The organism is Kineothrix alysoides (assembly GCF_000732725.1).
GTDB classification, from domain to species: domain Bacteria; phylum Bacillota; class Clostridia; order Lachnospirales; family Lachnospiraceae; genus Kineothrix; species Kineothrix alysoides.
Genome location: NZ_JPNB01000001.1, coordinates 1468984 through 1494484 on the forward strand (window position 1 = coordinate 1468984; position 25501 = coordinate 1494484).

At 44.2% G+C, this 25501-nt stretch carries 24 protein-coding genes; 2 read left to right on the plus strand and 22 right to left on the minus strand.

Features of this window, described 5'->3' with window-relative positions; translation table 11 throughout:
- Positions 1 to 53: 53 nt before the first annotated feature.
- The 9 genes from CC90_RS0106945 to CC90_RS0106985 form a co-directional block, all read right to left on the minus strand.
- Positions 54 to 665, minus strand: coding sequence for a hypothetical protein (locus tag CC90_RS0106945; protein WP_031390070.1), 612 nt, complete (start codon positions 663 to 665; stop codon positions 54 to 56).
- A 47-nt stretch (positions 666 to 712) separates the two neighbouring features.
- The gene (gene coaD, locus CC90_RS0106950) at positions 713 to 1195 is read right to left on the minus strand and encodes a pantetheine-phosphate adenylyltransferase (RefSeq protein ID WP_031390071.1); all 483 of its coding nucleotides are present in this window, start codon (positions 1193 to 1195) and stop codon (positions 713 to 715) included.
- Positions 1192 to 1761, minus strand: coding sequence for a 16S rRNA (guanine(966)-N(2))-methyltransferase RsmD (gene rsmD, locus CC90_RS0106955; protein WP_031390072.1), 570 nt, complete (start codon positions 1759 to 1761; stop codon positions 1192 to 1194). Before rsmD ends, coaD begins: the two co-directional genes overlap by 4 nt.
- A gap of 142 nt (positions 1762 to 1903) precedes the next feature.
- Positions 1904 to 4144, minus strand: a complete 2241-nt coding sequence (locus tag CC90_RS0106960; protein ID WP_031390073.1) for a DNA gyrase/topoisomerase IV subunit A — start codon at positions 4142 to 4144, stop codon at positions 1904 to 1906.
- Positions 4145 to 4166: 22 nt separating this feature from the next.
- Complete coding sequence (locus CC90_RS0106965) at positions 4167 to 6089, minus strand: DNA gyrase/topoisomerase IV subunit B (RefSeq protein ID WP_031390074.1); 1923 nt, start codon at positions 6087 to 6089, stop codon at positions 4167 to 4169.
- Positions 6090 to 6452: 363 nt separating this feature from the next.
- The gene (locus CC90_RS0106970; protein ID WP_031390075.1) at positions 6453 to 7322 is read right to left on the minus strand and encodes a DegV family protein; all 870 of its coding nucleotides are present in this window, start codon (positions 7320 to 7322) and stop codon (positions 6453 to 6455) included.
- 94 nt (positions 7323 to 7416) lie between these two features.
- Positions 7417 to 9471, minus strand: coding sequence for an ATP-dependent DNA helicase RecG (gene recG, locus CC90_RS0106975; protein ID WP_031390076.1), 2055 nt, complete (start codon positions 9469 to 9471; stop codon positions 7417 to 7419).
- Between the two features lie 62 nt (positions 9472 to 9533).
- Positions 9534 to 11171: a DAK2 domain-containing protein gene (locus CC90_RS0106980; RefSeq protein WP_031390077.1), complete on the minus strand. Its 1638-nt coding sequence runs from the start codon at positions 11169 to 11171 to the stop codon at positions 9534 to 9536.
- Positions 11172 to 11208: 37 nt separating this feature from the next.
- Entirely contained in the window at positions 11209 to 11568 is a 360-nt protein-coding gene (locus CC90_RS0106985) for an Asp23/Gls24 family envelope stress response protein (RefSeq protein ID WP_031390078.1), read from the minus strand.
- Between the two features lie 185 nt (positions 11569 to 11753).
- On the opposite strand from CC90_RS0106985, the gene rpmB reads away from it, so the two are divergent.
- Positions 11754 to 11939 carry a 50S ribosomal protein L28 gene (gene rpmB, locus CC90_RS0106990; RefSeq protein WP_031390079.1) on the plus strand — a complete coding sequence of 62 codons (186 nt, stop codon included), beginning with the start codon at positions 11754 to 11756 and terminating at the stop codon, positions 11937 to 11939.
- An 83-nt stretch (positions 11940 to 12022) separates the two neighbouring features.
- On the opposite strand, the gene CC90_RS0106995 is transcribed toward rpmB, so the two are convergent.
- The 5 genes from CC90_RS0106995 to CC90_RS0107015 all read right to left on the minus strand — a co-directional run bounded on the left by CC90_RS0106995 (position 12023) and on the right by CC90_RS0107015 (position 14728).
- Positions 12023 to 12592 (minus strand): hypothetical protein, encoded by a 570-nt coding sequence (locus CC90_RS0106995; RefSeq protein ID WP_031390080.1) that lies wholly within the window; start codon positions 12590 to 12592, stop codon positions 12023 to 12025.
- Positions 12593 to 12650: 58 nt separating this feature from the next.
- Positions 12651 to 12791 carry a hypothetical protein gene (locus CC90_RS24340; protein WP_165919308.1) on the minus strand — a complete coding sequence of 47 codons (141 nt, stop codon included), beginning with the start codon at positions 12789 to 12791 and terminating at the stop codon, positions 12651 to 12653.
- 62 nt (positions 12792 to 12853) lie between these two features.
- Positions 12854 to 13252: a GerW family sporulation protein gene (locus tag CC90_RS0107005; RefSeq protein ID WP_031390081.1), complete on the minus strand. Its 399-nt coding sequence runs from the start codon at positions 13250 to 13252 to the stop codon at positions 12854 to 12856.
- A complete protein-coding gene (locus tag CC90_RS0107010; protein WP_031390082.1) occupies positions 13253 to 14404 on the minus strand; it encodes a DUF2953 domain-containing protein in 1152 nt (383 codons plus the stop codon).
- 21 nt (positions 14405 to 14425) lie between these two features.
- Complete coding sequence (locus CC90_RS0107015) at positions 14426 to 14728, minus strand: hypothetical protein (protein ID WP_031390083.1); 303 nt, start codon at positions 14726 to 14728, stop codon at positions 14426 to 14428.
- Positions 14729 to 15023: 295 nt separating this feature from the next.
- Here CC90_RS0107015 and CC90_RS0107020 point away from each other — a divergent pair, with 295 nt between their 5' ends.
- Positions 15024 to 16079 (plus strand): HD-GYP domain-containing protein, encoded by a 1056-nt coding sequence (locus CC90_RS0107020; RefSeq protein ID WP_051869316.1) that lies wholly within the window; start codon positions 15024 to 15026, stop codon positions 16077 to 16079.
- Between the two features lie 90 nt (positions 16080 to 16169).
- Here CC90_RS0107020 and CC90_RS0107025 read toward each other — a convergent pair whose 3' ends face one another.
- From CC90_RS0107025 to CC90_RS0107060, 8 genes are all read right to left on the minus strand, one after another.
- A complete protein-coding gene (locus CC90_RS0107025; protein WP_031390085.1) occupies positions 16170 to 17609 on the minus strand; it encodes a peptidoglycan D,D-transpeptidase FtsI family protein in 1440 nt (479 codons plus the stop codon).
- Positions 17593 to 18996 carry an FtsW/RodA/SpoVE family cell cycle protein gene (locus CC90_RS0107030; RefSeq protein ID WP_035315226.1) on the minus strand — a complete coding sequence of 468 codons (1404 nt, stop codon included), beginning with the start codon at positions 18994 to 18996 and terminating at the stop codon, positions 17593 to 17595. Before CC90_RS0107030 ends, CC90_RS0107025 begins: the two co-directional genes overlap by 17 nt.
- A gap of 30 nt (positions 18997 to 19026) precedes the next feature.
- Positions 19027 to 21288 carry a U32 family peptidase gene (locus CC90_RS0107035; protein ID WP_031390087.1) on the minus strand — a complete coding sequence of 754 codons (2262 nt, stop codon included), beginning with the start codon at positions 21286 to 21288 and terminating at the stop codon, positions 19027 to 19029.
- Positions 21289 to 21360: 72 nt separating this feature from the next.
- Positions 21361 to 21768, minus strand: coding sequence for a cell division protein ZapA (gene zapA, locus CC90_RS0107040; RefSeq protein ID WP_031390088.1), 408 nt, complete (start codon positions 21766 to 21768; stop codon positions 21361 to 21363).
- Between the two features lie 69 nt (positions 21769 to 21837).
- On the minus strand, positions 21838 to 22836 hold the full coding sequence (gene ruvB, locus CC90_RS0107045; RefSeq protein WP_031390089.1) for a Holliday junction branch migration DNA helicase RuvB: 999 nt from the start codon (positions 22834 to 22836) through the stop codon (positions 21838 to 21840).
- A gap of 81 nt (positions 22837 to 22917) precedes the next feature.
- Positions 22918 to 23523, minus strand: coding sequence for a Holliday junction branch migration protein RuvA (gene ruvA, locus CC90_RS0107050; RefSeq protein ID WP_031390090.1), 606 nt, complete (start codon positions 23521 to 23523; stop codon positions 22918 to 22920).
- Positions 23524 to 23601: 78 nt separating this feature from the next.
- A complete protein-coding gene (locus tag CC90_RS0107055) occupies positions 23602 to 24582 on the minus strand; it encodes a DUF4037 domain-containing protein (RefSeq protein ID WP_031390091.1) in 981 nt (326 codons plus the stop codon).
- Positions 24579 to 25448 (minus strand): tetratricopeptide repeat protein, encoded by an 870-nt coding sequence (locus tag CC90_RS0107060; RefSeq protein WP_031390092.1) that lies wholly within the window; start codon positions 25446 to 25448, stop codon positions 24579 to 24581. Before CC90_RS0107060 ends, CC90_RS0107055 begins: the two co-directional genes overlap by 4 nt.
- Positions 25449 to 25501 lie beyond the last annotated feature (53 nt).

The window sequence follows — 25501 nt, forward strand, 5'->3', positions numbered from 1 at the left end:
TATATAAAACCGGCTCCGTCAAAGGCGAAGCCGGTTCTAATTGCCCGTTGTTTTCACTTCAGCAAATCGAGATTCAGAGATTCCGCTCCGGCCTCTCCTCCACCTTCCTTTAATAAATCATCCTCCTCTTGAGGATTTAACTCTGCCCTATTCACCCTCACGATTTCCGCATAGCTATTCAGGTTATTGACAAAGCTCTCATAATGAGCAGTAGTCATATTAGCTGTCTGTGCGATTAAATTCTCAAGATTCGCCAGCATCTCGTCCGCATACTGCATTACCGCGGAGCGGATGTTGTTGGCTTCTATAGTGGCATTGTCCAAAATCTCCTGCGCCTGATGTGACGCCAGCGTGACCACTTCGTTCGCCTGCGCATATGCCTGCTGCATGATTTCATGCTCGTTAATAAGCTCGTTAGTATGCATCGTGGCCTCGTTGATCAAAGCCTCCGCTTTGGAACGCGCATCGTTCAAAATGGCTTCCTTGTTGCTTATGATTTTCTGATAGCGCTTGATTTCATCGGGAGTTTTCATGCGAAGCTCTCTGAGCAATTCGTCAATTTCCTCTTTATTTACAATTATTTTCGTATTGGATAAAGGCTGATATTTACAACTGTCAACATATTCCTCTATCTCGTCTATCAATTGTTCGATTCTACTGCTCATATACAAATCTCCTATTGCGGTCAGCCGCGCATGACAATTTTATTCTCTTAAAAACCATATTTTTCATAAACAAGTTTAGCGATGAATTCCGGCACACACATGGAAATATCCCCGTTAAAGCTGGCGATTTCTTTTACGCTGCTGGAGCTTAAGTAAGCATATTCCAGACTGGTAGTCAAAAACATAGTATCCAGCTCACCCCCTGAAAGTTTATGGTTGGTCTGGGCAATCTGTAACTCATATTCAAAATCGGTAATGGCGCGAAGCCCTCTTACCGCTACATGTACACCTTTTTTCTTCGCGTAATCGATTAACAAACCCTTGAAAGAATCTATCTTTACATTCGGAATGTCCTTCGTCGCTTCCTGTAATATCTTAACACGTTCTTCCACAGAAAACAACGGAGTCTTTAAGTGATTATCCAACACGCTTACCGTTAATTCGTCAAAAATATTCGCCGTACGCTTTATTACATCCAGATGTCCGAAGGTCACCGGGTCAAAGCTTCCCGGATATATCGCAGATTTCATTTGTTTGTCCCTTCTTTTATTATAAATACGTGTTTATTCGTTTTATAATTTTTCGTTTTCCAAATTTCAAATCCAAAATTTTCCAGGCTATTTAAATAAGAAAAGTCAGTTTCCAGCGCCGCTTCCACGACGATTAACGTATTTTCCGTCACATAAGGCTTGTCCGACAGCGCCCAAAGTATTTCCTTTTCAGCGCCGGAGGCATAGGGCGGGTCCATGAAAATAATATCCGCTTCCTTTTCAGAAATTGTCGATAGAGCAGACAGAACATCCTGCTTTAAAAGCACTGCCTTATCCTCAAAGCCGGTAGATTTTACGTTCCAGGAAATACAGGAAAAAGCATCCTTGCCGTTTTCCACAAAATAGGCTTTTTTCGCCCCTCGGCTCAAGGCCTCTATTCCTATTCCTCCGCTTCCGCTGAATAGGTCGATGAAAATACTGTCTGCCACATATGGCTGTAACATGTTGAATAAGGTCTCTTTTATTCTATCGGTGGTAGGCCTCGTATCCAGCCCGTCAACTGTCTTCAATCTGAGGCTTCTCGCCGTTCCTGCTATTACTCTCATATATGCTCCCGCTAATCCGCCGCTTGAGCGGATGAAATATTTAAATATAAAGTCAATTCTCAAAGCGCATTGCTCATTATTTCTACTATATATCAACATATTAATCGTTTCAAGGCTTGCGGTCAATCTTTTTTGCGAAATATTATAGACGAATTTTAACGCCCTTCGTATCTCTCTTTCCCATCTTCAGCTTGTTCAGCTCCACCTTTTTATTTTTGTATTCTACCGCATTCTCTCCGGTTCCCAGCGTATAGTAAACCGCTTCCACGCTATCCCCGTCACCTAGTTTCATTCCGCGCACGCCTACTGCACCCTTTTTCTTTTCGGGAATCTCCTCTACCGGGAAGCGCAGGAAAAATCCGCCTGTGGTCTGAAGCACGATACTTTTTTGTCCGTCGAAGATTTCCGTACTCACTACCTCGTCTCCGTCAAGAAGTTTGGTAGCCGCTACCGTACGTTTCGTTACATCGAACTCTCCGCCGTCTACGATTTTCAGCATGGACAGCTTGGTAGAAAAGATGATTCGGTAGAGATTGAGTCGTGACTGACTGGTAACCAATATGATTTCTTCCTTCTGCGAATTATAGTTGCTCACATTGTCCACCGGAACGCCTTTGTCCCTGAATTTTCCAAACGGCAGATCCGGCACCTTGATCGTATGCAGTTGTCCCTTATTTGTGAAAATGCAGATTCGTCCAATATTTTTGCAGGGAAATACGAATCGGTTCTCCGCATCCGCCGCCTCCTTGTTTCTTTCGTAGGTAGGAATGTCTATTGTTTTTAAATAGCCAAAACGGTCCATTAGACACATGACTTCCATTTCTTCCAGCTTCTTTTCCTCATATACTGCTTCTGCGCTGTTTTCCACCACGGTTCTTCTGGGGCGTCCATATTCCTTCTTAATGGCATCCAGCTCGTTCATAATTACCTGCGCCATGGAATCTCTGCGGTCGAGAATATCCTCGTACCGGTAAATATTTGCCATGGTTTCCTCGTGCTGGCTGATCAAAGCCTCTATTTCCAGACCGATCAAGCGGTAAAGGCGCATATCCAGAATCGCGTCCGCCTGCTTTTCGGAGAACATAAGCTGAGCCGCCATGATTTTGGACTCCTTGGAACGGAACTTGATTCCGTCCACTACGCCTTCTATCAGGCAAGCCTTTGCCATGGCACGGTCCTTGCTTCCGCGCAGTATTTCTATAATCAAATCGATGACGTTGCATGCCTTGATAAGGCCTTCTTGTATTTCCTTACGTTCCAGTTCCTTCTGAAGGAGGGTCTCATACTTCCTTTTCGCAACTTCGAACTGGAAATCAACACTGAACTTAATAATCTGCTTTAACCCCAGGGTTTCCGGTCTGCCGTCCGCAATGGCCAGCATATTGACCCCGAAGGTGTCTTCCAGCCTCGTCTTCTTGTAGAGCATATTTGTAAAGTTCTCTACATCGGCATCCTTTCTAAGTTCAATGACTATGCGTATACCCTCCTTAGAAGACTGATTGGAAATATCCACGATATCCTGTGTCTTCTTCGTCTCCGCAAGGCTAGCCACGTCGGAAAGGAACTTAGATATGCCTTGACCTATCATAGGATAAGGGATTTGCGTAATGACAAGATTGGTCTTGCCCCCCTTGCTCTTTTCTACCTCGATTTTACCGCGGACCTTGATCTTGCCGGCTCCGGTCTCATAGATTTCCAGAAGCTCGTCCTTGTTGATTACAATGCCTCCCGTGGGAAAATCCGGGCCCTTTACGTATTTCATCAGCTCCCTGACGGTGATGTTCTCATCCTTCATGTAGGCTCTGGTGGCATCGATGACCTCGGAAAGATTGTGAGGCGGGATGCTGGTAGCCATACCTACCGCGATGCCTTCCGAACCATTCACTAAAAGGTTAGGAATCTTTACCGGCAGTACAGATGGCTCCTTTTCCGTTTCGTCGAAGTTCGGAATGAAGTCTACTACGTCCTTATCGAGATCGGCGAGGAACGCCTCTTGCGTTATCTTCTGGAGCCTCGCCTCCGTATACCTCATAGCCGCCGCCCCATCTCCTTCGATATTGCCGAAGTTACCGTGTCCGTCCACTAAGGGCATTCCCTTCTTAAACTCCTGGGTCATGACAACAAGGGCTTCATAAATGGAGCTATCCCCGTGAGGGTGGTACTTACCCATGGTATCGCCGACAATACGGGCGCTCTTACGGAATGGTCTGTCGTATCTCATTCCAAGCTCGTGCATATCGTACAGTGTCCTTCTCTGCACCGGCTTCAGGCCGTCTCTCACGTCCGGGAGCGCTCTTGCAATAATAACGCTCATCGCGTAGTCAATATATGATTTTTGCATAACCTCCGAATACTCGGTCTTAATAATTCTGCTGTCGTCCATATTCTACCCCTCTGATTCCTTCTTACACATCCAGCTCTGCGTCGGCCGCATGCTCATAAATAAATGCCTTTCTGGGAGGGACCTCCGTTCCCATCAGCATTTCTGTCACCTCAGAAGCCATTCTTGCATCCTCAATCTCCACCAGCTTCAAAAGTCTGGTTTCAGGGTTAAGGGTTGTCTCCCAGAGTTGATCGGCATCCATTTCTCCTAGGCCCTTATACCTTTGCAAGGTAAAGGAACCCTTGTGATGCTTCCGGTATTTTTCCAGCGCCTTGTCGTCGTAGAGGTATTCCTCTTTTCCTTTGGCAGGCATTGCTTTATATAAGGGCGGCATGGCGATATACACGTGCCCTTCAAAGATGAGCTCCGGCATGAAGCGGTAAAACAACGTTAACAAGAGTGTTGAAATATGGGCTCCGTCTACGTCGGCATCGGCCATAATAATAATCTTATCGTAACGCAGCTTGGAGATATCGAAATCATTGCCATAACCTTCGGAAAAACCGCATCCGAAGGTGTTTATCATCGTCTTAATTTCTGCATTTGCAAGTATTTTGTCAATACTGGCTTTTTCTACGTTAAGAATCTTGCCACGGATAGGCAAAATAGCCTGAAATGCACGATTTCTTGCAGTTTTCGCACTTCCCCCTGCAGAATCTCCCTCTACTATAAATATTTCACAACGGGAGGCATCTCTGGATTCGCAGTTGGCAAGCTTTCCGTTGGAATCGAAGGAAAATTTCTGCCTGGTGAGCATATTCGTTTTTGCCTTTTCCTCTGACTTTCGGATTTTGGCCGCTTTTTCTGCGCAGCCGATAATATTTTTCAAGGTCTCCAGATTACGGTCAAAGTAATGAACGATTTCATCCCCCGTCACCTTGCTCACCACCTTGGCGGCATCCTGATTGTCCAGCTTCGTTTTCGTCTGCCCTTCGAATCTGGGGTCCGGGTGCTTAATAGATACCACTGCCGTCATTCCGTTTCGCACGTCGGCTCCGGTGAAGTTCACATCCTTTTCCTTCAGGATGTTAAGCTCTCTGGCATAGTTGTTGATCGCGTTGGTGAACATGGTTTTAAAGCCGGTCAGATGAGTGCCGCCTTCCGCATTGTATATATTATTGCAAAAACCAAGTACATTCTCATGAAATTCATTTACATATTGAAAAGCCACCTCGACGGATATGCCTTCGCTTTCTCCGCTAAAATAAATAACGTCGTGAATGCTCTCCTTCGTCTTGTTCATATCCCGGATGAAACCTACAATGCCTTCAGGCTCGTGATATTCGATGTATTCGGTTTCAACCCTTCTTTTATCCTCGTATATAATCGTAAGCGCCGGATTCAAATATGCCGTCTCATGAAGGCGGCTTTTCACATCATCCTCCTTAAAGCGCGTCTTATCAAAAATCGTATCATCCGGAAGGAAGTTCACCTTCGTTCCTGTTTCCCTGGATTTGCCGATAACAGGGAGCAACCCGTTTTGCAGCTCGATGACCGGATTGCCTCTCTCATATTTATCCTCGTAAATTAATCCGCCGTTTTTTACCTGAACCGTCAAATATGCCGATAACGCGTTTACAACAGAGGAACCCACCCCGTGCAGTCCTCCGCTGGTCTTATAAGCAGAATCGTCGAATTTACCGCCCGCATGCAGGGTTGTAAAGACGAGACGCTCTGCACTCACGCCCTTTTCATGCATGCCTACCGGAATGCCTCGCCCGTTATCATCTATGGTCGCGGAGCCATCTGCCTCCAGCGTTACCTTTATCGTATCACAATATCCGGCGAGATGCTCGTCCACCGCATTGTCCACAATTTCATATATCAGATGATTCAAGCCCTTGGTTGAAACGCTTCCTATGTACATTCCCGGTCTTTTTCTGACCGCTTCCAATCCTTCCAAAACGGTAATGCTCGAAGCGTCATAGGTACCCTCTCTAGCCATTTACTACACCCTCTCTCATAATTGTCTATAAAAACACACAATGTAGTATACCATATACTTTGTACATTGGAAAGTGAAAAATACCGTATATAGTGGCTATTTCCTTATTTCCTGTTACAGAACAAAAGTGTGCTTCACTTACTACTGCAGCCAGACGATTCTGCAGCACAGCTTTTGTTCCGCGCGTAGCTGCGCATCCATCTTTCTGCAACAGGAGCATTTTCCTGTTGTAGAACAAAAGTGTGCTTCACTTACTCCCGCAGCCAAACGATTCGGTAACACAGCTTTTGTTCTGCGCTTCCTATAATGCAAAAAAACGGCTGCCCGGACAAATGCCGGACATGCCGTCTATATAACGTCATTTTATTTATTTTTCTTACAGCAGGCAACTGCCAGGGCTCCCGGCCCAATATGACAGGCTACGCTGAGAGACAACGGTGCTACATGCACATCGAAATTTGGAAATGTCTGCAACAGCTCCTCTTTAAAAGTAAGCGCCATTTCCACATTATGGGTATAGGCAATCTGCAGCCATATATTATCCCTGTCAGCTCCTCCCAAACGATTGTTCATATCATTTTTAATCGCCGTAGTCATAAGAGATTTCCCTTGAGTGGTAGTTCTCGCCTTAGCGAAAGCATCCAGTTTCTCTCCCTGAATCTGAAGTACCGGCTTTAATTTAAGCAGAGTACCGAGCGCTGCGGCCGCAGGAGTAATCCTTCCTCCCTTTTTCAGATAATACAAGGTGTCCAGCATAATGTAAATGCTGGAATTGTATTTGTCGGCTTCAAGAAAATCTTTGATTTCCTGGCCGCTCTTTCCTTCTTCCGCCAGCTTCTTCGCATCCAAAGCCGACTGCCTCTGGGTAACTGAAATCCTTTGGTTATTGACTACATGCACCTTCCCATCATATTCCCTCGCCAGCATCAGCGCACTCTGGCAGGAACCGGAAAGGCCGCTGGACATGGGGATATGCACGACCTCATCGAAGTCTTTGAGTAAATTGCTCCATAAGTTCATAACAGTCTCCGGAGAGGGCTGACTGGTTACTACGCTGTCTCCCGCCGCCAGCCTGTCATAAAACTGCTCCTGGGACAAATCGATATCTTCAAAATAAGTTACATCATTAATCATAAAAGGCATAGGCAACACGTGTATTCCCAGTTCCTTCGCCTGCGCCTGCGTAATTCCGCTGTTACTGTCCGTTATAATTGCAATATTTGCCAATTTCATTTCCGGTATCCTCATGCATAGACATCATGCGGCGGATACCTCTCCTTCCGCTCTTATGTTTTCTTACTATAATATTACTGTTTATATATTACTGTCAGATTGTCCTAAAGTCAACTGAATTTAACGCCTCATCCATATACAGCTTAAGCGGCAAATGTCCGTCCTCCTCCAGCTTTTCATCCCTCAAAAGCAAGGCATCCACGCTTTCCTTAGCCCTCTTTAAAACATCCGTATCCTGATATATATCTCCTATTTTAAAATTCATGATCCCACTCTGCCTGATACCAAACAGATCGCCCGGCCCTCTAAGCTTCAAGTCCTCTCCTGCGATAAAAAAACCGTCGTTGGAATGGTTCAGTATATCCAGACGTTCCATCGTCTGCTTCTTATCCGAACCGCTTACAAAAATGCAGTAGGACTGATGCTCGCCTCTTCCTACCCGCCCGCGAAGCTGGTGAAGCTGGGCAAGTCCAAAGCGTTCCGCATTTTCCACCATCATTACCGTTGCATTGGGTACGTTAATGCCGACCTCGATTACAGTGGTAGATACCAATACGTCTATATTGCGTTTCGCGAATTCCTCCATCACTTGGTTCTTATCCGCAGGGCGCATTTTTCCATGAAGATACGCCGTCTGTATTTTAGAAGGAAGGGCACTTTTCAATTTCTCCGTATAAGAAATGACATTTTCCGCACCTTCCAGTTCTCCCTCCTCTACCATCGGGCAAATCACATAGACCTGACGGCCTGCCTGCACTTCTTTTTCGATAAAGCGATATGCTTTCTCTCTATAGTCTGTAGAAACTACACAGTTTTTAATGGGAAGCCTGTTGGCAGGAAGCTCGTCCACGATGGAAATATCCAAATCCCCGTATAAAATGATGGCAAGAGTACGCGGTATCGGCGTTGCACTCATTACGATTACATGTACATTTTCCCCTTTTCCTGCAAGCGTTTCCCTCTGCCTGACACCGAAGCGGTGCTGCTCGTCCGTTACTACGAGAGCCAGGTTCTTATACTCTGCCTTTTCCTGGATCAACGCATGGGTACCGATAACGAGGTTAGCACGGCCGCTTTTTATTTCCTCGTAAGCTTCCCTCTTTTCCTTCGCGGTCATAGAACCCGTCAGAAGCATAGGAACGAAGGGCAGTTTATATTTTGCGGTCAGTTTCGAGGCTGCCTCGAAATGCTGTCTCGCCAGCACCTCCGTAGGAGCCATCATCGCACCCTGATAGCCGTTGGATACGCACATCAAAAGAGAAAGAAAAGCGAGAATCGTCTTACCCGAGCCCACATCTCCCTGAATCAGGCGGTTCATTACTTTTTCTCCCTGCAAATCCTGTCTGATTTCTTCCCATACCCTTTTCTGGGCTCCGGTCAGCGCGTAGGGAAGCGCTTCTATGAGCCGCTTCGTCTCTGCCACCTCTACCATGGGGTAGATATTTTGAAGCACCTCGTTGTGCTCCTTACACTTGCGAAGAGCGAGAAGAAACAAGAAGAACTCATCGAATACGAGCCGCCTTCTCGCAATAAGCATTTCTTCAAAATCCTTAGGAAAATGAATGTCTTCTATGGCCTGCCCGTAGGAAATGAGCTGCTGTGTTTCCCTTATCTCCTCCGGCAGATAGTCTTCTCCGAAACGATAATGTGCCAGCGCCTGCTTTACAGCTTTTGTGACCATATTATTGGTAAGCCCTGCTGTAAGGGAATATCTGGGCTGCATCACTCCGGTAAGCTTAAAATATTCCTCCGGTTTGTATATTTTTGCCTGCTCCATCACAAACCGTCCTCCCTTTTTTAAAGGGATTCCTCTAAAAATATAGAATAAGCCTTTTTTCAGCATACTTTTCACATAAGAAGTGTTAAAATAGGTCATAAATATCTGTCCGCCAGCATCCCTGATCTCGAAATTCAAAATCGTCAGGTTACGCACTTTTTTGGCGGCGATATTGCCCGCAAGGCACGCCCTTACGGAGCAGATCTCTCCCGCCGGGGCGTCGCTTATCATTACGGGTTCCTTAAAGGTCTCATAATCCCTCGGATAATTACGTAAAAGGCCACCCACATCGTTAATGTTCAGTTTACCAAAAAGCTTCGCTGTTTTTTCCCCGATGCCTTTAATGTCAATAATGTTCGTACTATCATCCATAATCATACCATCTGTCTAAAAAAAGGACGGCATACGCATCCGTCCTTTATCGTTGTTATCAATCATTCCGCCGAAACAATATAGTAATAAATGGGCTGTCCGCCGTACTGCAGTTCTATATCACATTTCGGATAACGGGCTTCTACTCTTTCCTTCAGCGCTTCCGCCGTCTCCTCGGAAATCTCTTTTCCATAATAGATGCTGATGAGTTCCTTTTCGTCCTCCATCATATCCTCTATCATCCGGAAGGTGATTTCTATCATGTCGGTACCGATGGATAAGATACCGCTGTCTCCGATTCCCATATAATCGCCGGCCTTGATTTCTTTATCGTCGATTACCGTATCACGAACCGCATAGGTTACCTGACCGGTGCTGACCGCTTTGATTTCTTCGATCATCGTCTCCGTATTCTCCTCAACGGAGAGGTCCGGTACGTAATTAATTACAGCCGTAATTCCCTGAGGCACGGTCTTGGTAGGAATTACTACGATGTTCTTGCCCTCCGCCATATGCGTCGCCTGTTCTGCCGCCAAAATGATATTCTTGTTATTTGGCAAGATGAAGACAGTATCCGCATTCACTTTATCGATGGCATTGAGCATATCCTCAGTACTGGGGTTCATCGTCTGTCCGCCTTCGATAATATAATCCACTCCTAATCCGGTAAATATCTCGTTGATTCCTTCGCCTACGGAAACTGCAATAAATCCGACTTCTTTTCTGGGCATCTCAGAAGATGCCATCTCCTGATTCTTCTCGGACATCTTGAACAGCTTCTCCTCATGTTCCAATCTCATATTGTCTATTTTCATATTGGACAGAGCGCCATATTTTAAAGCCTTTTGAATCGCAAGTCCCGGATCGTTGGTATGTACATGCACCTTTACCACATCGTCATCCGCAACTACCACTATGGAATCTCCGATAGATTCCAAATATTCCTTAAAATCCATCTCCTGCTTAATATTAAAGTTCCTGTTAAGCATAATAATAAATTCCGTACAGTAACCGTACTTAATATCCGCCTGTGCCTGCGCATCCATATTCATCGTCATCGCATAGGAAGCCGCCGGTTTAGCGTCCGGTATCGTAAGGTCTAATTCTTTGCCAAGGAAAGCGTCATAAGCTCCCTTTAACACCTGCATCAAGCCTTGACCGCCGGAATCAACAACTCCCGCCTGCTTTAATACCGGAAGCATATCCGGGGTCTTGCTAAGAACCTCATCCGCATAACGGATGATTTCTCCGAAATAAATCTCCAAATCCTCTTCGCCGTTATCAGCAAGTTCTCTCGCTTTCTGAGCCCCGCCCTTGGCAACGGTAAGAATCGTACCCTCCTTAGGCTTCATAACTGCTTTATATGCGGTCTCCACCGCTTTATCAAAAGCATCGGCAATAATAGTTGTATCCAGTTCATCGTATTCCCTTACGACCTTTGTAAATCCACGAAACAACTGTGAAAGAATAACGCCGGAGTTACCTCTCGCCCCCCTTAAAGAGCCTGAGGAAATCGCCTTGCAAAGCGAGGACATATCCGGATTCTCCATAAGTGAAACTTCTTTTGCCGCAGACATAATGGTCAATGTCATGTTCGTGCCGGTATCGCCGTCCGGCACCGGGAATACGTTCAATTCATTGATCCATTCCTTTTTTGCTTCCAAATTTTTTGCACCAGCCAAGAACATCTTAGAAAGCATCCTAGCGTCGATTGTATTAGCCACAACAAAATCCTCCTTAATCAATCACTCTTACACCTTCTACAAAGATGTTGATTTTCTCAATTTCAATACCTGTAAATTCTTCCACTTTGTATTTCACGTTGCTGAGCAGGTTATCAGAAACGGCCAAGATGCTCACTCCATAAGAGACGATTACGTGAAAATCAAGTATCAGCTTGTTATTATCCAGCGTTACTTTAATGCCTCTCGTCATACTATCCATTTTTAAAAGTTTCACAAGACCATCTTTCATATTAACACTGGCCATACCGACTATGCCGAAGCATTCCATGGCCACCGAACCGGCGTACTGTGCAATTACTTCATTGTCAATAGCAATATTTCCCATATGGGTATCCATAGAAGAAGCTTTCATAACATACCTCCTTATTCTTTAATCATAGACATATATATTGTATTATAACCGCTCCTTATAAAAAAAGAAACTACTAATAATAAATAATAAAAAAATTAGGACATTGAAAATTTAGGCTTGCATTCCCTATTATTTTCTGATATTATACAAATGTTGTGAGTATAAATTCGAGGAGGTGCAAGACGATGGCTAAATGTGATATCTGCAGTAAAGGCGCTCATTTTGGCAATAATGTAAGCCATTCTAATAGAAAAACTAACAGAATCTGGAATTCTAACGTGAAGAACGTAAAATGCAAAGTGAATGGTGCGGCTAGAAAATTACATGTTTGTACGAGCTGCTTGAAGTCCGGAAGAGTTGAAAGAGCTTAATTTTATCGGATTATCTTAATGAAAACGTATCGAAAAAACAGCCTGATCGGCTGTTTTTTTAGTGCCTTAGTATCTGGTGCCCTCTATGCTTGCTTTCCTATATCATATGCTCTTCGAAGCTCTTCGTATTCCCGGTTGATAATCTGTACCATTTCGTGATCCCCCGCCACATTGTCAGGGTGAAACATCTTAATTAAGTCCTTATACCTCTTTTTTAATGCGAGGCGGCTGTTCACTCCTTTAAAGAGCATCCCAGCTAAATCTGAACGCCCAAAAAATGACGGTCCGTCCTCATACACTTCTTTTTTTGCTTCGAACTTGTCCCTCTCCTTTTGGAATTTATGACGGTCCTCTTCGAGCTGCTCGAACCCTTTTTGAAGAATCTTCATCTTCTGGTCAAAAAAGGTGTTTTCCTGCTGCAGCCGTTTTCTGTCTATTTCCATAGAATGGCTGAGCGTACGCATCTCATCCTGGAACTGCTTTTTCTCTCCGGCGAATTTCTCCTGAAGCTCGGATATTTCTCTTTTCAAATTCTCCATTCGCACATTTTCTTTGAAAAGCCAAATTTTTAATTCATTCAGTTCATCGCCGGAACCGTTTTTGAGTATCTCCTCCAAATCGAAGGAAAGTTCCTTTTCCTCCTGAAAGTTCATCCTGCTACCCTCATCTTGCCGCTTTATAAAGCCATACTAATAACTATGCCGTTCCCGGTTAATCGCAATAATAAAAGTTATAACCTATCAACAACAGCAGTGCGCAAATAATCAAACCGAGAAACCTGCTGGTAAAAAAAAGCATAAGTAACATGCCTACCGCAATCCAAAAAGCGATAAAACCAATCATTTTCTTCATGCAACCATCTCCGCCTATGCCTTTTACTATATCTTATGCAATTTGCCCGCAATAGATACCCATTACTCCGTTCCCTCGGGGAACGCAATGTCTACCGCTGCATCGTCCGCAATCATCTCATCCTTGTCGGAAGAGGAAGTGAACTTATCTACAATATCGGGAATCATATCGAGAATCTTCGTAACCGTATCCTGATTTTTTATATTTACCAGTTTGGTGGTGCCGTTCTTGATGACCAATACCGCACTGGGCGTCATCTTGCCAGTAAAGCCTCCAGCACCTCCGCTCTTCTTATCCGCAGAGCTGGCTCCTGCCCCTACACCGAAGGTAACATCCACAAGGGGAAGGATAATGGTATCTCCAACCTGCGTCGCTTCTCCCACTACCGTCTTCGTCGTAAGTACGGAATCAATGCCCTTCATCAAAGATTCTATTACTCCCGAAAAATTATTATCTGCCATTTAAGAGTCCTCCCTTTTTAATAACTTCAGCAATTGCTTGATATTCTTATCCCGATACAACCGAAAGGCTGCGATGAGAAGTGTGAATGCAGTAACCCTGCCTCTTATATCCAAACTGCCTTCTACTATCATATTTTCAAAATCCGCCTGTATCCTAACATTATTCCCGATGAAGGGATATAACATTCCATAAATGGCGAGTATCTGCCCCGTGCTTGCCGGATCTCCGGTACCCACTGTCAGGCGAACATCGCACTTCCTTGGCCGGATGCTCCTTATAATACGGAAAAGCTGCTTTTTCGAAATTCCAAAAGCTTCCTTAAAAACTTCGCCCTGTAACAATTCCGTATAATATCCTATGTCCTCAATAATCTTTTTTATTTTATCACATATAGCAGTTATTGTGTACTCAATATTTCTTATTATTTCCAAAAGTTTCCGTAAAAAATCTATTATTTTTCGAAAGAATTCTATTATCTTAAAATAAGCCGCGCGCAGTTTTTCTAAGAGACCACTCTTTTTCTCACTTTCTGTGCTATCCCCGACGCCCTCATCTTTTTCATACACGTCTTCCCGGACATTATCTTTTTTTGCAGAATCGTTTCCAATTGCGTTATTTTCGATTGCTTTCTCAGGTATCTTCTGCTTACCTTCTATTTTATTTTCCGATTTATTTTCAGCTTTGCTTTGAATTTCATTTTGCTCTTTGCTTTGAATCTCTCTGTCTGATTTATTGTCTTGATTTTCCTCCGCTTTATTTTCTACGTTTTCTTCTAGTATATCCTTATTTTTATTTTTGCTCTCATTTAGCCCCTTCTTTGCCTTCTTTTCTCTCTTTTCTTTTTTTATTTCACGCTTTTTTTCAGCCTTCTCTTTTTTGGGTTTAGAGGAATCGAAAAGAGTGAAAAAGAATATCCGTACTCTAAGTCTTACTGCCTTCGAACAGGTCAATAAAGCGTTCAGGATGTGAAGCAGCCACGTTATCTTGACCCTCACCCTAAGGGGCTCGTCTTCTCCCAGCTTTCCGTCTGCCTGAATACGATATCTGACAGGAACAAACAGCACCAGGCAAATCGCCAGAAGCAGAATGCCCAAGAGAACGGCCAAAATCACTCCTATTATTTTCAATATCAGCAATACGATATGCAGCATATATACCTCGCAATCACGTTTCTAGGGAAATAAGAACTTTTTAATGTCGGGACTTCCGCTTATCTGCAGCGCCTCCTGAGCAATTTTCACTACAATATCTACTGCCTCATCATAGCCGCCGCTGATACCTATAATATAGGGAGGATGCTTTCTGTAATATTTCTGCCGCAAAAAACCGCTGTGATATATGTCAAGCTGATCTCTTCCTTTCGAAAGAGCAATCACATATACCATCGGCTGTATGGAACCAAGGCGCAGCTTCCATTTCACTTTATTCGGGTTTTTTATAGTCTCACCAACATAGAGATTTTTATAAAACTTCATTTATGCACCTATCGTCCTCTTTTTTGCATGCAGATCTTTATCCATGTATTATAGTTTGCCATTCAGCCTTCCATACCGCGAAGCCAAAATTGCATAGAGACGCAATTTTGCGAAGGCTGCAAGCGTCAACATGCAGTGGTATCGCATTTTGTGTGCATACATGTTGCGTTTAGCCGAAGGCTGAACTGCAACTATTATAGCATACTTTACCTAAAAAAACATTGACATTCTTTCACTATAACTTATACTGAAATTACAAGAAAACATATTGCCCACCAAAAGGAGGGATTCACCTATGATCAATATTGCCAGCATTACGTTAAAACCCGGAATGGAAATCGGTGAAGATGTTTTTAATTATAAAAATGAACTTCTTGTGGCTGCCGGTACGATTCTGGAGGACAGCCATATCAAGAAAATTGTTCGCCATTCTGTAATGAGCGTTGTCATCAAAGAAGCGATCGACTACGCGACTACACGTTTTGAAAGGGTGCGCCTGAGCGAAGGCTTCAAGAAATTCGATGCCGTTTACAGCGAATACCTTCTATATTACAAAGAGCTTATGGTGGACTTCGTTACGAAGGGCATTCCCTTTCCGGTCGACCATCTCATGGACATCTATCATGCAATTACCCCTTATGCGCAAAGCGGCGAGCTTTTATTGGACTACCTTTATCATATGCTTCCCAGCGAAGACAACATGACACATGCCCATTGCCTGAATTCTGCTTTAATTGCCGGTGTGTTTGCGAAATGGCTCAATCTTTCGCAGGAGGATACTGAAATACTGATTAAATGCGGATTCTTCTACGATATTGGCAAACTAAAGCTTCCCAATGACTTAATATGGAAGTCGGAAAAGCTTACAGAGCTGGAGTTCACCCAAATCAAAACCCATACCCTGACCGGCTTTGATTTGCTTAAAGAGCTGGATTTGAATCCTCATATCATCAATGCAACACTCATGCACCACGAACGCTGTGACGGCTCCGGCTACCCTTCAAGACTTAGAGGCGATAAGATAGACCGTTTTGCAAAGTACATAGCGATTATCGATACCTATGAAGCCATGACCTCTTCCAGAATGTACCGCCAGTCCTATCATCCGTTCCAGATTATCGCCGGTTTCGAGAAAGCGGGCTTCATCATTTATGAAGAAACTATACTGCGCCCGATTCTATCACACATTGCCGCCTCCCAGGTGGGAAATAATATACGTCTGAGCGATGGACGCGTGGCGGAGGTTGTTTTAATCAATCAAAAGTATTTGTCCAGACCGCTTCTCCGCTCGCCGGAAGGACTTATCGATTTATCAACAGAACAGCAGTTACAGATAGAGGCTATTTATTAGCCTCTATTGTCCTGTAATAGCAAAGTACTCCTATTACAGGACAATGGATGCGCAGCTACGCGCGCGGAACAAAAGCTGTGCTGCCAATTTTCAGGCACCGAAATACGCATCAAATATTCTCTTGGCAATAGGAACCGCATAATCACCGCCGGAGCCTGCGCCTTCTATAATAATAGTGACACAGATTTCAGGTTCTTCCACCGGCGCGAAGCCGGTAAACCACGCATGAGAGTCTTCTTTTACACTATTATATTCTGCAGATCCGGTCTTTCCTGCCGCCGTGTAAGACAAGCCTTTTAGCCTGCTGGCAGTCCCCTTCTCCACGACTCCCTTCATCAATCCGGCCAAAATATCCGCTTCTGCCTCAGTCATCAGCTTGCGGTAAGAGGACGGTGCAAACTGTTTGATTACCGTTCCCGCACTGTTCTCCACGTGATCGATCATATAGGGCTGCATCACAACACCGCCGTCTGCGATCGCGCTGGTAATCATATTTAAATGAATGGGTGTCATGCCGGTGGTTCCCTGTCCGATTGCAATCTGCATCATGTCCGCATTGGTGGAGTCTTCATTTACTGTTATTCTGCTTTTGCTGTAATTCACTTTCAGAGGCAGCTCCTCATTGAACATCAAGTCAGCTAATGTGTCATCGAACTTGCTTTTATTTAACTTAAGCCCTATGTTGGCGAAAGAAGAGTTGCAGGATTTGGCAAAAGACAGCGCAAAGTCTTCGCTGCCATGGCTCTGTCCATGGTAACAATTAATTCTGTCTGCACCGTCTGAAAAGCTTCCGGTACAATTAAATGTATAGTTTTTATAGGCATCGGGATTTTCCCTTATATATTCCAAGGCTGTAACAATCTTAAAGGTAGAGCCGGGCGGATACAAGCCTTGTGTGGTGCGGTTAAGCAGGATGCTGTTATCCTCATCGGCCACCAAGTCGTCCCATATGGCATCTATTTGATTTGGGTTGAAATCGGGTTTGGAAACCATGGCCAGGATCTTCCCCGTGGAAGGCTGGGTCACAATTATCGCCCCCTTGTATACACCAAGCGCATTGTACGCTACTTCCTGAAGGTTTACATCCAGCGTTGTATAAATATCGTCTCCCGGATATTTTTCGCCTGATACATCTTTGGCCACCTTATCCGATAAGGGAGCATTGGAATTGATCAGATAATAATTGCCCAAAGCCTCTACTCCCGCCCTGCCGTTGGTGGAATAACCCACCGCATGAGAAAACAAGTCGGCATAAGGATACTGCCTCGTCTCTTCCCCGTCGCTGTCCGTTACCGTCTCAGCTAATACATCCCCGTCCTTGGAATATATGGTACCTCTGATATTTTGTGCAATCAACATTTTCTGCCTGCTGTTATAGCTGTTGTTAATCAACTCCTGCTTATTCGTCACGGAGTAATAACAGATATAACCCATCATTCCTACAAAAACGCCCACAAACAAAAAGGTCACGATTGCGATCTGAATATTAATTTTTTTTCTATTGTTATCCGCTCTATTCTTCACTCTCATCCAAATCCTCAATGTAAGTTTTTTCTCTTTGCTTCTGATTTTTTAGCTTCTTAAGCTTCTTTTTTTCTGCCCGAAGCATTTCCTTCTCCTCGTCCTGATGAATCATGCAAAGTCCTTCGATGATGGCGAACATAATGAGGGTCGTAAGGACAGAACTTCCTCCGTAGCTGATAAGCGGCAAGGTAACTCCGGTAAGAGGAATGAATTTGCTGCCGCCGCCAATGGTAAGAAATACCTGAAATATATAGGTAACTCCCAAACCAAAGGCTATGAGCTGATAAAAGCGATCATTCAATTTCATAGAGATATTCATAAACATGATGAAGCAGCTAATACATACAAGAATCAGGCACATGGAAAATATGATTCCAAGCTCCTCCGCAATCGCCGAAAATATGAAGTCTGCCTCCACAAAGGGAATCGATTCCGGTGTGCCCTGAAAAAGGCCCAGGCCGAACCACCCTCCACTGCTTATGGCAAACAGAGACTGTGTGATCTGATATCCGCCTGAGTCAATTTGACTCCACGGGTCACTCCACGCCTGAACCCTCACCTGAACATGAGTAAATACCTTATAGGCAATGATTGCCGCACCGGAGCCCCCCACTGCTCCGGCAAGCAGATACAGCGGATTCTTCGTAGCAATAAACACCATGAATACGTATACCATAAAAAAGATTAAGGCACTGCCAAGATCCTTGGAAATAACCAGTATAACCACATGGATTCCCGCTACTACGGCCGTTGTGAACACCTCAAAAAATGAAGTGGATTCATACAATGCGCTGGCTACAAAAAACACAAAGATAATCTTCACGAATTCCGATGGCTGAAAGGTTACTCCCGCAAAGGAATAAGATATCTTCGAACCATAGGTCGCCGTCCCTAAAATGAGCACCACTGCAAGAGCTCCGGCTCCTATGATGGCATAAACCCACGTCAGGCTCTTTAGAAATTTAAGCCTGTGTACGAAAAAAGGAATCACCATGGTTATCGCGATGGAAAATGCCACGATGACGAATTGTTTCACAGCCTTTTCATAGGAGATTCGCGTAAGGACTATAAAGCCGATACTCAAAAGCATACACATATTGTTTACGATCAATCGGTTCGCCCGCGGATATACCACGTGGAAGAGCGCCACAGTAGCGAACAGAACAATTTGCTGGAACGCATAAAAAAACAGATAGCTCATCTCTCCCGTTTCAAAACAGATTACCATAAAGCAAGAAAAATGAATCAAAAACATTAAAATATTCTGTCTAGTGTAAGTTCCGCTTCTGTCCTCTTCGTCCCGGTACCTGAATACTGCGAAGCATTCGCAGACATACAATACCATAAATAAAGTTATAACATATTTCGATAGTTCCGTAATATATAATTCCATAATTCACCCGTACACTTTTTAAATGTAAATTTATTCTACTCCCCGATTCAAATGCGCGTTTGTATATTCTGCAAACGGAGGTTTCCCTTCCTCTTTCCCGCTGTTTCTTATCCTGCTTTCATAGAAAGAAATAATCTCCCCTGCATCCTTCTCCTTTTCCGTGGTAAAATCCAGACGAAACGTCGAAACTCCAAGCTTCCTCATTTTTAAAAGGTTCTGATGCAGCGACAAAGGAACCGAATTATAAATAATATTATAACAGTGTCTGCAATTCAAATATACCGGAAAATTTTTTCGGTACCGATCGGTCAAAAAGGTTGTTCCGCTTACTGCGTTCTTATTTCCCCCGGTCTTCCTGCAAAAGCCCATAGTCTTAGAAACACAGTTGGCGGTTACCATCATAGGTATCCTTCCATAGACGATTTGGGATAAGGAATCACTGCCCACGGCTTCCATCAGTCCGGCAATTTCTTTGAAATTAAGCTCATGGGGAAGATACCGTTCCGCGCACTCATCCTTGTAAACTTCATATGCTTCTTTGTTCCACATATAAAGATTAGCGTCAGTGACAATATCCTTACTATAGAAAAAGCTCCTAAGCCATTGCAACTCTTCCTGATTTCGGATTAATACTCCCGAAAACTGTTCTCCCTCCAGCAGCTTTTTCATTTTATCCAAAAACATTTTATCATAATCTCTTATAATATGGGGCATTGCCAGATAAAATTTTATATCCTTTTTATTATTTCTTAAGGTACACTCCGTGGAGCCGGATGCTTCCAGCAAGTCCGAAGAAATATAAATCCGGGATATACTGTTTTCCAGCGCGGCGCTAAGCTGTTCCTCTGTCTGTACGGACACATGCAGCTTTATTTCATTTATAGGCTTACTAACAGTCCTATCACTTTTCTCCGCTTTTTTATCCCGGCAAGGCTTTATTTCTTCACCAGCTGCTTTCAGTTTCTCATTGTTTGGGTTCTCCGCTGCTGTTTCTTTGCGCTCTGGATAAGAAAGCCCATTGAACGTAATTATTTTTTCCGCTAATGCCTCACACGCCATACGGCGCAAATCATTCAGCGCCTTTACGGGAATGAAAATATCTGATTCCATATCGATTTCGATATTTTCTAAATGGAATGCCGTATTCCCGCTTTTTGCAAGCTGTTTACGCACGCTCTCCTCACTCATTGGCTGTTTTAAGGCTTCTTCCACAATATTTCCATATATGGCGGCCGTCATATTTTTATAAGTAAGGGCAAAATAGGCGGGGCTGTTTTTATACAGTCTCGTTTTTCCCGTCACATCAAGGCGGTAATCTCCTTGCAGATATTCCTCCCTGACTCTTTGGGACAAGCTTTCGTCTCGTCCTCCATAGCTTGGGTTATCCAGCGTTATCATATCCTTGCCATTATGCTTATGATAATATCCTTCACTGATTTCGCTTCGGATATACAAGGAGCGAAGAGCCTCCATATCCTCTTTTTTAACGGAATATCCCGCTCCCCGGCTATCATAATATTTATCGATATATTTCCGGTAAAGAGCGGTCACCCCTGCAACGTATTCAGGGCTCTTCATCCTTCCTTCAATTTTAAAGGAATCGATTCCGGCTTCGATCAGCTCAGGAATTAGCGCTATCGTACACATATCCTTCAGGCTGAGAGGATATTTCTCTTTTTTCCCTTCCGCAGAATAAGGCAGGCGGCACGGCTGCGCACATCTGCCTCTGTTACCGCTCCTTCCGCCGATGATGCTGCTGAACAAACATTGTCCGGAATAACAATAGCAGACAGCTCCGTGAACAAAGATCTCTATCTCAATATCCACTTCTTTTTTTATATTTTTGATTTCTGCAAGGGACAGCTCTCTGGCCGGTACGATGCGAGTGGCTCCCAGTCTCTTTATATACTCCGCGCCATACGCTCCCGTTATGGTCATCTGCGTACTGATATGACGCTCCAATCGGGGAAACCATTCTCCGACCGACCGAAATGCTCCCATATCCTGAATGATGATTCCATCCAGGCCTGCTTGATAAAAGGGCTGCAGGTAATCGTAAATTTCCGCAAATTCGCTTTCCTTTACGAGGGTATTCAGCGTTAAATATACTTTTCTTCCATATATATGAGCATGCCTTATGGCGTTTATAACTTCCTCTTCCGAAAAGTTATCCGCATATGCCCGTGCTCCGAATTTGTTTCCGCCCAGATAAACGGCATCTGCCCCGGCATGCACTGCACCCAGAAAGCATTCATAATTACCCGCAGGCGCAAGAAGTTCTACTTTTTTCATTTTTTATTTTTACCTTTGATTAGAAAAAGCTGCCTTTTCGTAAGACAGCCCGTTTTCTATGATTCCTTTATATTACTTTTTCGCATCCTTTAGTTCCATTTCCATGCGAATCATTTTCTTTGCGTTTTCATTTATTTCCGCTTGCAGACTTTTTACGCTTTTCTCTGTATTTTCCAGCTTAATCTGGGAAGTGATCAACTCATGCTTCAAGTCGTACAATTCCTTTTCCTTGCTCTGAATATCTTCCTCTAAAAGGCTTATCTGCTTTTTTGCCTTGAAATAATCGTCGGCAATATTAAGCTGCAGCAAGACGTTCTGGGTATCCAGAGGCTGCCTTCTAAAGCTGTCGACTTTGCCGTACTCCGTCATCTTATTGTTAATATAAGACGCGACTCTCTGCAAATACTCTTCGCTCTCGTAACCGCTCAAAGTAAATACTTTACCGCCAATGATAACTTCCGTATCTGTCTTCGCCGACATTCCCTCACCCCTTAACACAAAATATGCCCTAATACATTCATAATTTACACAATATTTATTATATAGATATTAAGAGGGAATTTCAAGTCCTAAATGATGATATGCCAAATCTGTCGCTGTTCTTCCTTTCGGAGTTCGGTTTATAAATCCGTTTTTCAAAAGGTAAGGCTCATATACGTCCTCCAGGGTGCCTGCATCCTCTCCGATGGATGCGGCAAGCGTGTCCAGCCCCACGGGACCTCCTTTGAACTTATCGATTATGGTAATCAAGATGTTCCTGTCGATATAGTCTAATCCCATGCGGTCCACGTCCATGAGATCCAAGGCTGTCTTAGCCACTTCTTCTGTTATGACCCCATCGTACCTTATCTGTGCGTAGTCCCTTACCCGCTTCAGCATCCGGTTGGCCAGCCGCGGTGTTCCCCTGCTTCTCCTTGCCAGTTCCTCTGCTCCCTGTTCTTCGATTGCAACGTTCAAAACCCTTGCGGAATGCAGAATAATAATTTTAAGCTCCTCGACGGAGTAGAATTCCAACCGGTGAATTACGCCGAAACGGTCTCTTAAGGGAGCTGTCAAAAGTCCCGCTCTCGTAGTCGCCCCCACCAGCGTGAACTTGGGAAGTTCCAAGCGTATAGACCGTGCCGCAGCACCTTTTCCTATTATAATATCTATGACATAGTCCTCCATCGCCGGATAAAGAACCTCTTCTACTTGCCTGTTCAGGCGGTGAATCTCATCCACGAACAATAAATCACCAGGCTGTAAATTATTCAGGATCGCCGCCATCTCCCCCGGCTTCTCAATAGCCGGGCCGCTGGTGACCTTCATATTGACGCCCATCTCCGCCGCTATAATACCGGCCAAAGTAGTCTTTCCAAGCCCCGGGGGACCGTAGAACAATACGTGATCAAGGGAATCATTTCTAAGCTTTGCCGCATCGATATATACCTTCAGATTCTCTTTCACCTTCGTCTGTCCGATATAATCTGCAAGGCACTGGGGTCTGAGAGAGCCTTCGATTTTTATATCTTCTTCCGTCAGGTTTGTTTCTATCATTCTTCTTGCCATTTATATAACCATTATCCTTTCAAAGTAAAAATCCAAGCGGCAGCTTCCACGGCGCAGTTCACAGCGAAAGTCCCCGCTTCATTATATCTTCTTAAGCGCAAGCTTCAAGATATCCTCCGTATCCATATCCTCTGTAACAGCAATCTGCTTTACTGCCTTTAACGCCTCGGAGGCGGAATAGCCCAATGCAGTAAGCGCTTCTATGGCTTCATTTTTGGAGCTTGTGTCACCGGATGATGCACCGCTAAGCTCGCCGCCCATACTTTTATTCACGAAAGTATCTTCTATGGAAACCTTATCTCTAAGGTCGAGGATTACTCTCTCGGCAGTCTTCTTCCCAATGCCGGGCGCTTTGGAAATTTCCTTCACATCTCCCGAAATAATAGCAAACCGCAAGCTGTCCGCACTCATTACGGACAAGATAGCAAGACCGCCCTTGGGACCGATTCCATTTACCGTAATCAGCTTCTTGAATATGTCCAGATCGTCCTTCGTAAGAAAGCCGTACAGATGGAATGCATCCTCTCTTACACAGGTATAGGTGTATATCTTCACTTCCTCGCCGATTCCCGGCAGCATTCCTGCCGTACCCGAAGATATTTTAATATTGTATCCGATGCTGTTCGCCTCCAGAACGAGATTATCCTCTGTAATATCAGCGATTTCACCTTTTATATATGCTATCATAACCATTTCTCCTGATTTTTGTTTTTCATTTCATGTGTATGAAATTAAGTATATCACGACGAACGTACGTTTGCAACATCATCCTTCCATAATCTGCAAGGTTCGGATATCAGGATCCTTTATTTTTTCCATAATGGACATTACATGATTCTCTAAAAAGTTATCTTCACCTTCCGTAAGTCCCTGCGAAGTAAGCTCCTGAAGCACCAGATTGCATATTGCTTCCACGATAATCACCTTTTGATCCTTCGTATTCAGCGTATATAAATAATCCTTTGCCTTTGTATCTTTCCAAGCCTCTGCCTGATTTTCTGTCTGGGCGAGAATATTTAATATTTCACCGATTTCAGACAATATGTGAAGTTCTTTCATTCCACGGTGCATCCATTTATAAAAGGGTGTATATTTTTTATTCAGAAGATATATCATAGAAATTGTGCTTTTTATAAATTCTGCCAGAGAAAGCCGTGCCGCTACATGCTCTCCTCGTTTCATCGCCCTTGCGTAGTTGTATTGTCCGGACTGAGCCATAACGGCGGCTTTTGCCGCTATTTTTTTTACTCTTACATCCTCGGGATAAAATGCCAGCAGTTCATTTCTTATCCGGCTGAATTCTCCCAAAGGATCTGCAAACACTTTGCCGTTTACTGCACTGCAAAGCATGGACTCCGGTATCCGCAGCCATTCCATATTACTTCCCGGAACGCCCTCACAGCCGATGAGTCCATAGTAAAAATCAGGAATGGAGCGTACACCTACTCTTCCCCTTCCATGGGCACTCACGCTTCTCCCCGATACCCCTTCGAAATCCGCCGGGAGTCTTTCATATTCCTGAGTCACCTTTCTGCCGTACTTCTCATAATCTTCTTTCGTCAGCCAGACGCAAAAGGAAGGTCCGTAATCGTGGTCCATGGAAATCTCGTCGTCAAAACCGAGGCACTCGGAACCTTGTCCGGCCAAGCCAACCGCCGCCCGTCCCGCGGCCTCGGGAAATTTTTCTTCTAACATTTTTTTGCCGTATGCAAGGTAATATTTTTCCGATAGTTCTAAGCCCTTCATCGCTGCAACCCAATTCTCCTATAAATTTCTTCCGCATTCTTTCTATAATATTCAGCTTTTTCCTTATCCTTCAGGCATTCACAAACTGCGGCACAATTTTCGCACAGCACGCCATAGCTTTGGTTCTCACCAAAATGCTTTTTTACCTCAGACAGCGCCTTCTCATAGGATAACAAGGAGTTTTCATAATCTCTTATACGGAAATATGCTTCTCCTACACCTGCGAGGGCCGCACTATAGTGAGCGTCCTTATGTTCTCCTCCTGCAGCATCGAAGAATCCCAGAGCTTCTTCCAAAGCTTTTGAAGCATCCTTAGGCTTGTCCATTTTAAAGTACAAAAGTGCGAGATTCGTCAGGGTCGTCGCTTGCTCCGCTTCACTATTTTCCATAGCGCTTACGATGGACAGGGCTCTTTTAGAAAGCTCCGCCGCTTTTTCATTCTCATTCATCTGCTCCAGCAAAATACTCATGTTGTTGTAGAGTCCTGCGAACCGGTAATCATCTTTTGGAAGCAGGCTTTCATATATCTGAAGTGCCTGCAAATAATATTTGTATGCCGGTTCCAGTTCGCCTGCCGCGCGGTAAGCCGTCGCTGCATTCAGAAGCGTTGTGGCGAAATGTTCGCTGTTTTCCAGTTGTAATTCTTCTAAAAGTAAAAGGACATCTTCTGCAATGTCAAAGGCCTTTTTAAATAGGGATGTGCTGCGGTAAAAGCCTATCATTTCGTTGCCAATTACGATATATGCAGGGTAGTCTTCTGCTTCCTTGGCTTTTTCCAGTTCCTCCAGCAGATAGGGCTCCACTTTATCTATTTCATTTTTCTGGAACAAATTGTCCAGATGTCCAAAAAATTGTTCGGTATTCATCTATGGATAACTCCTTTTGAATGTGACTTTTATTATTAAATGGTATTTTAACA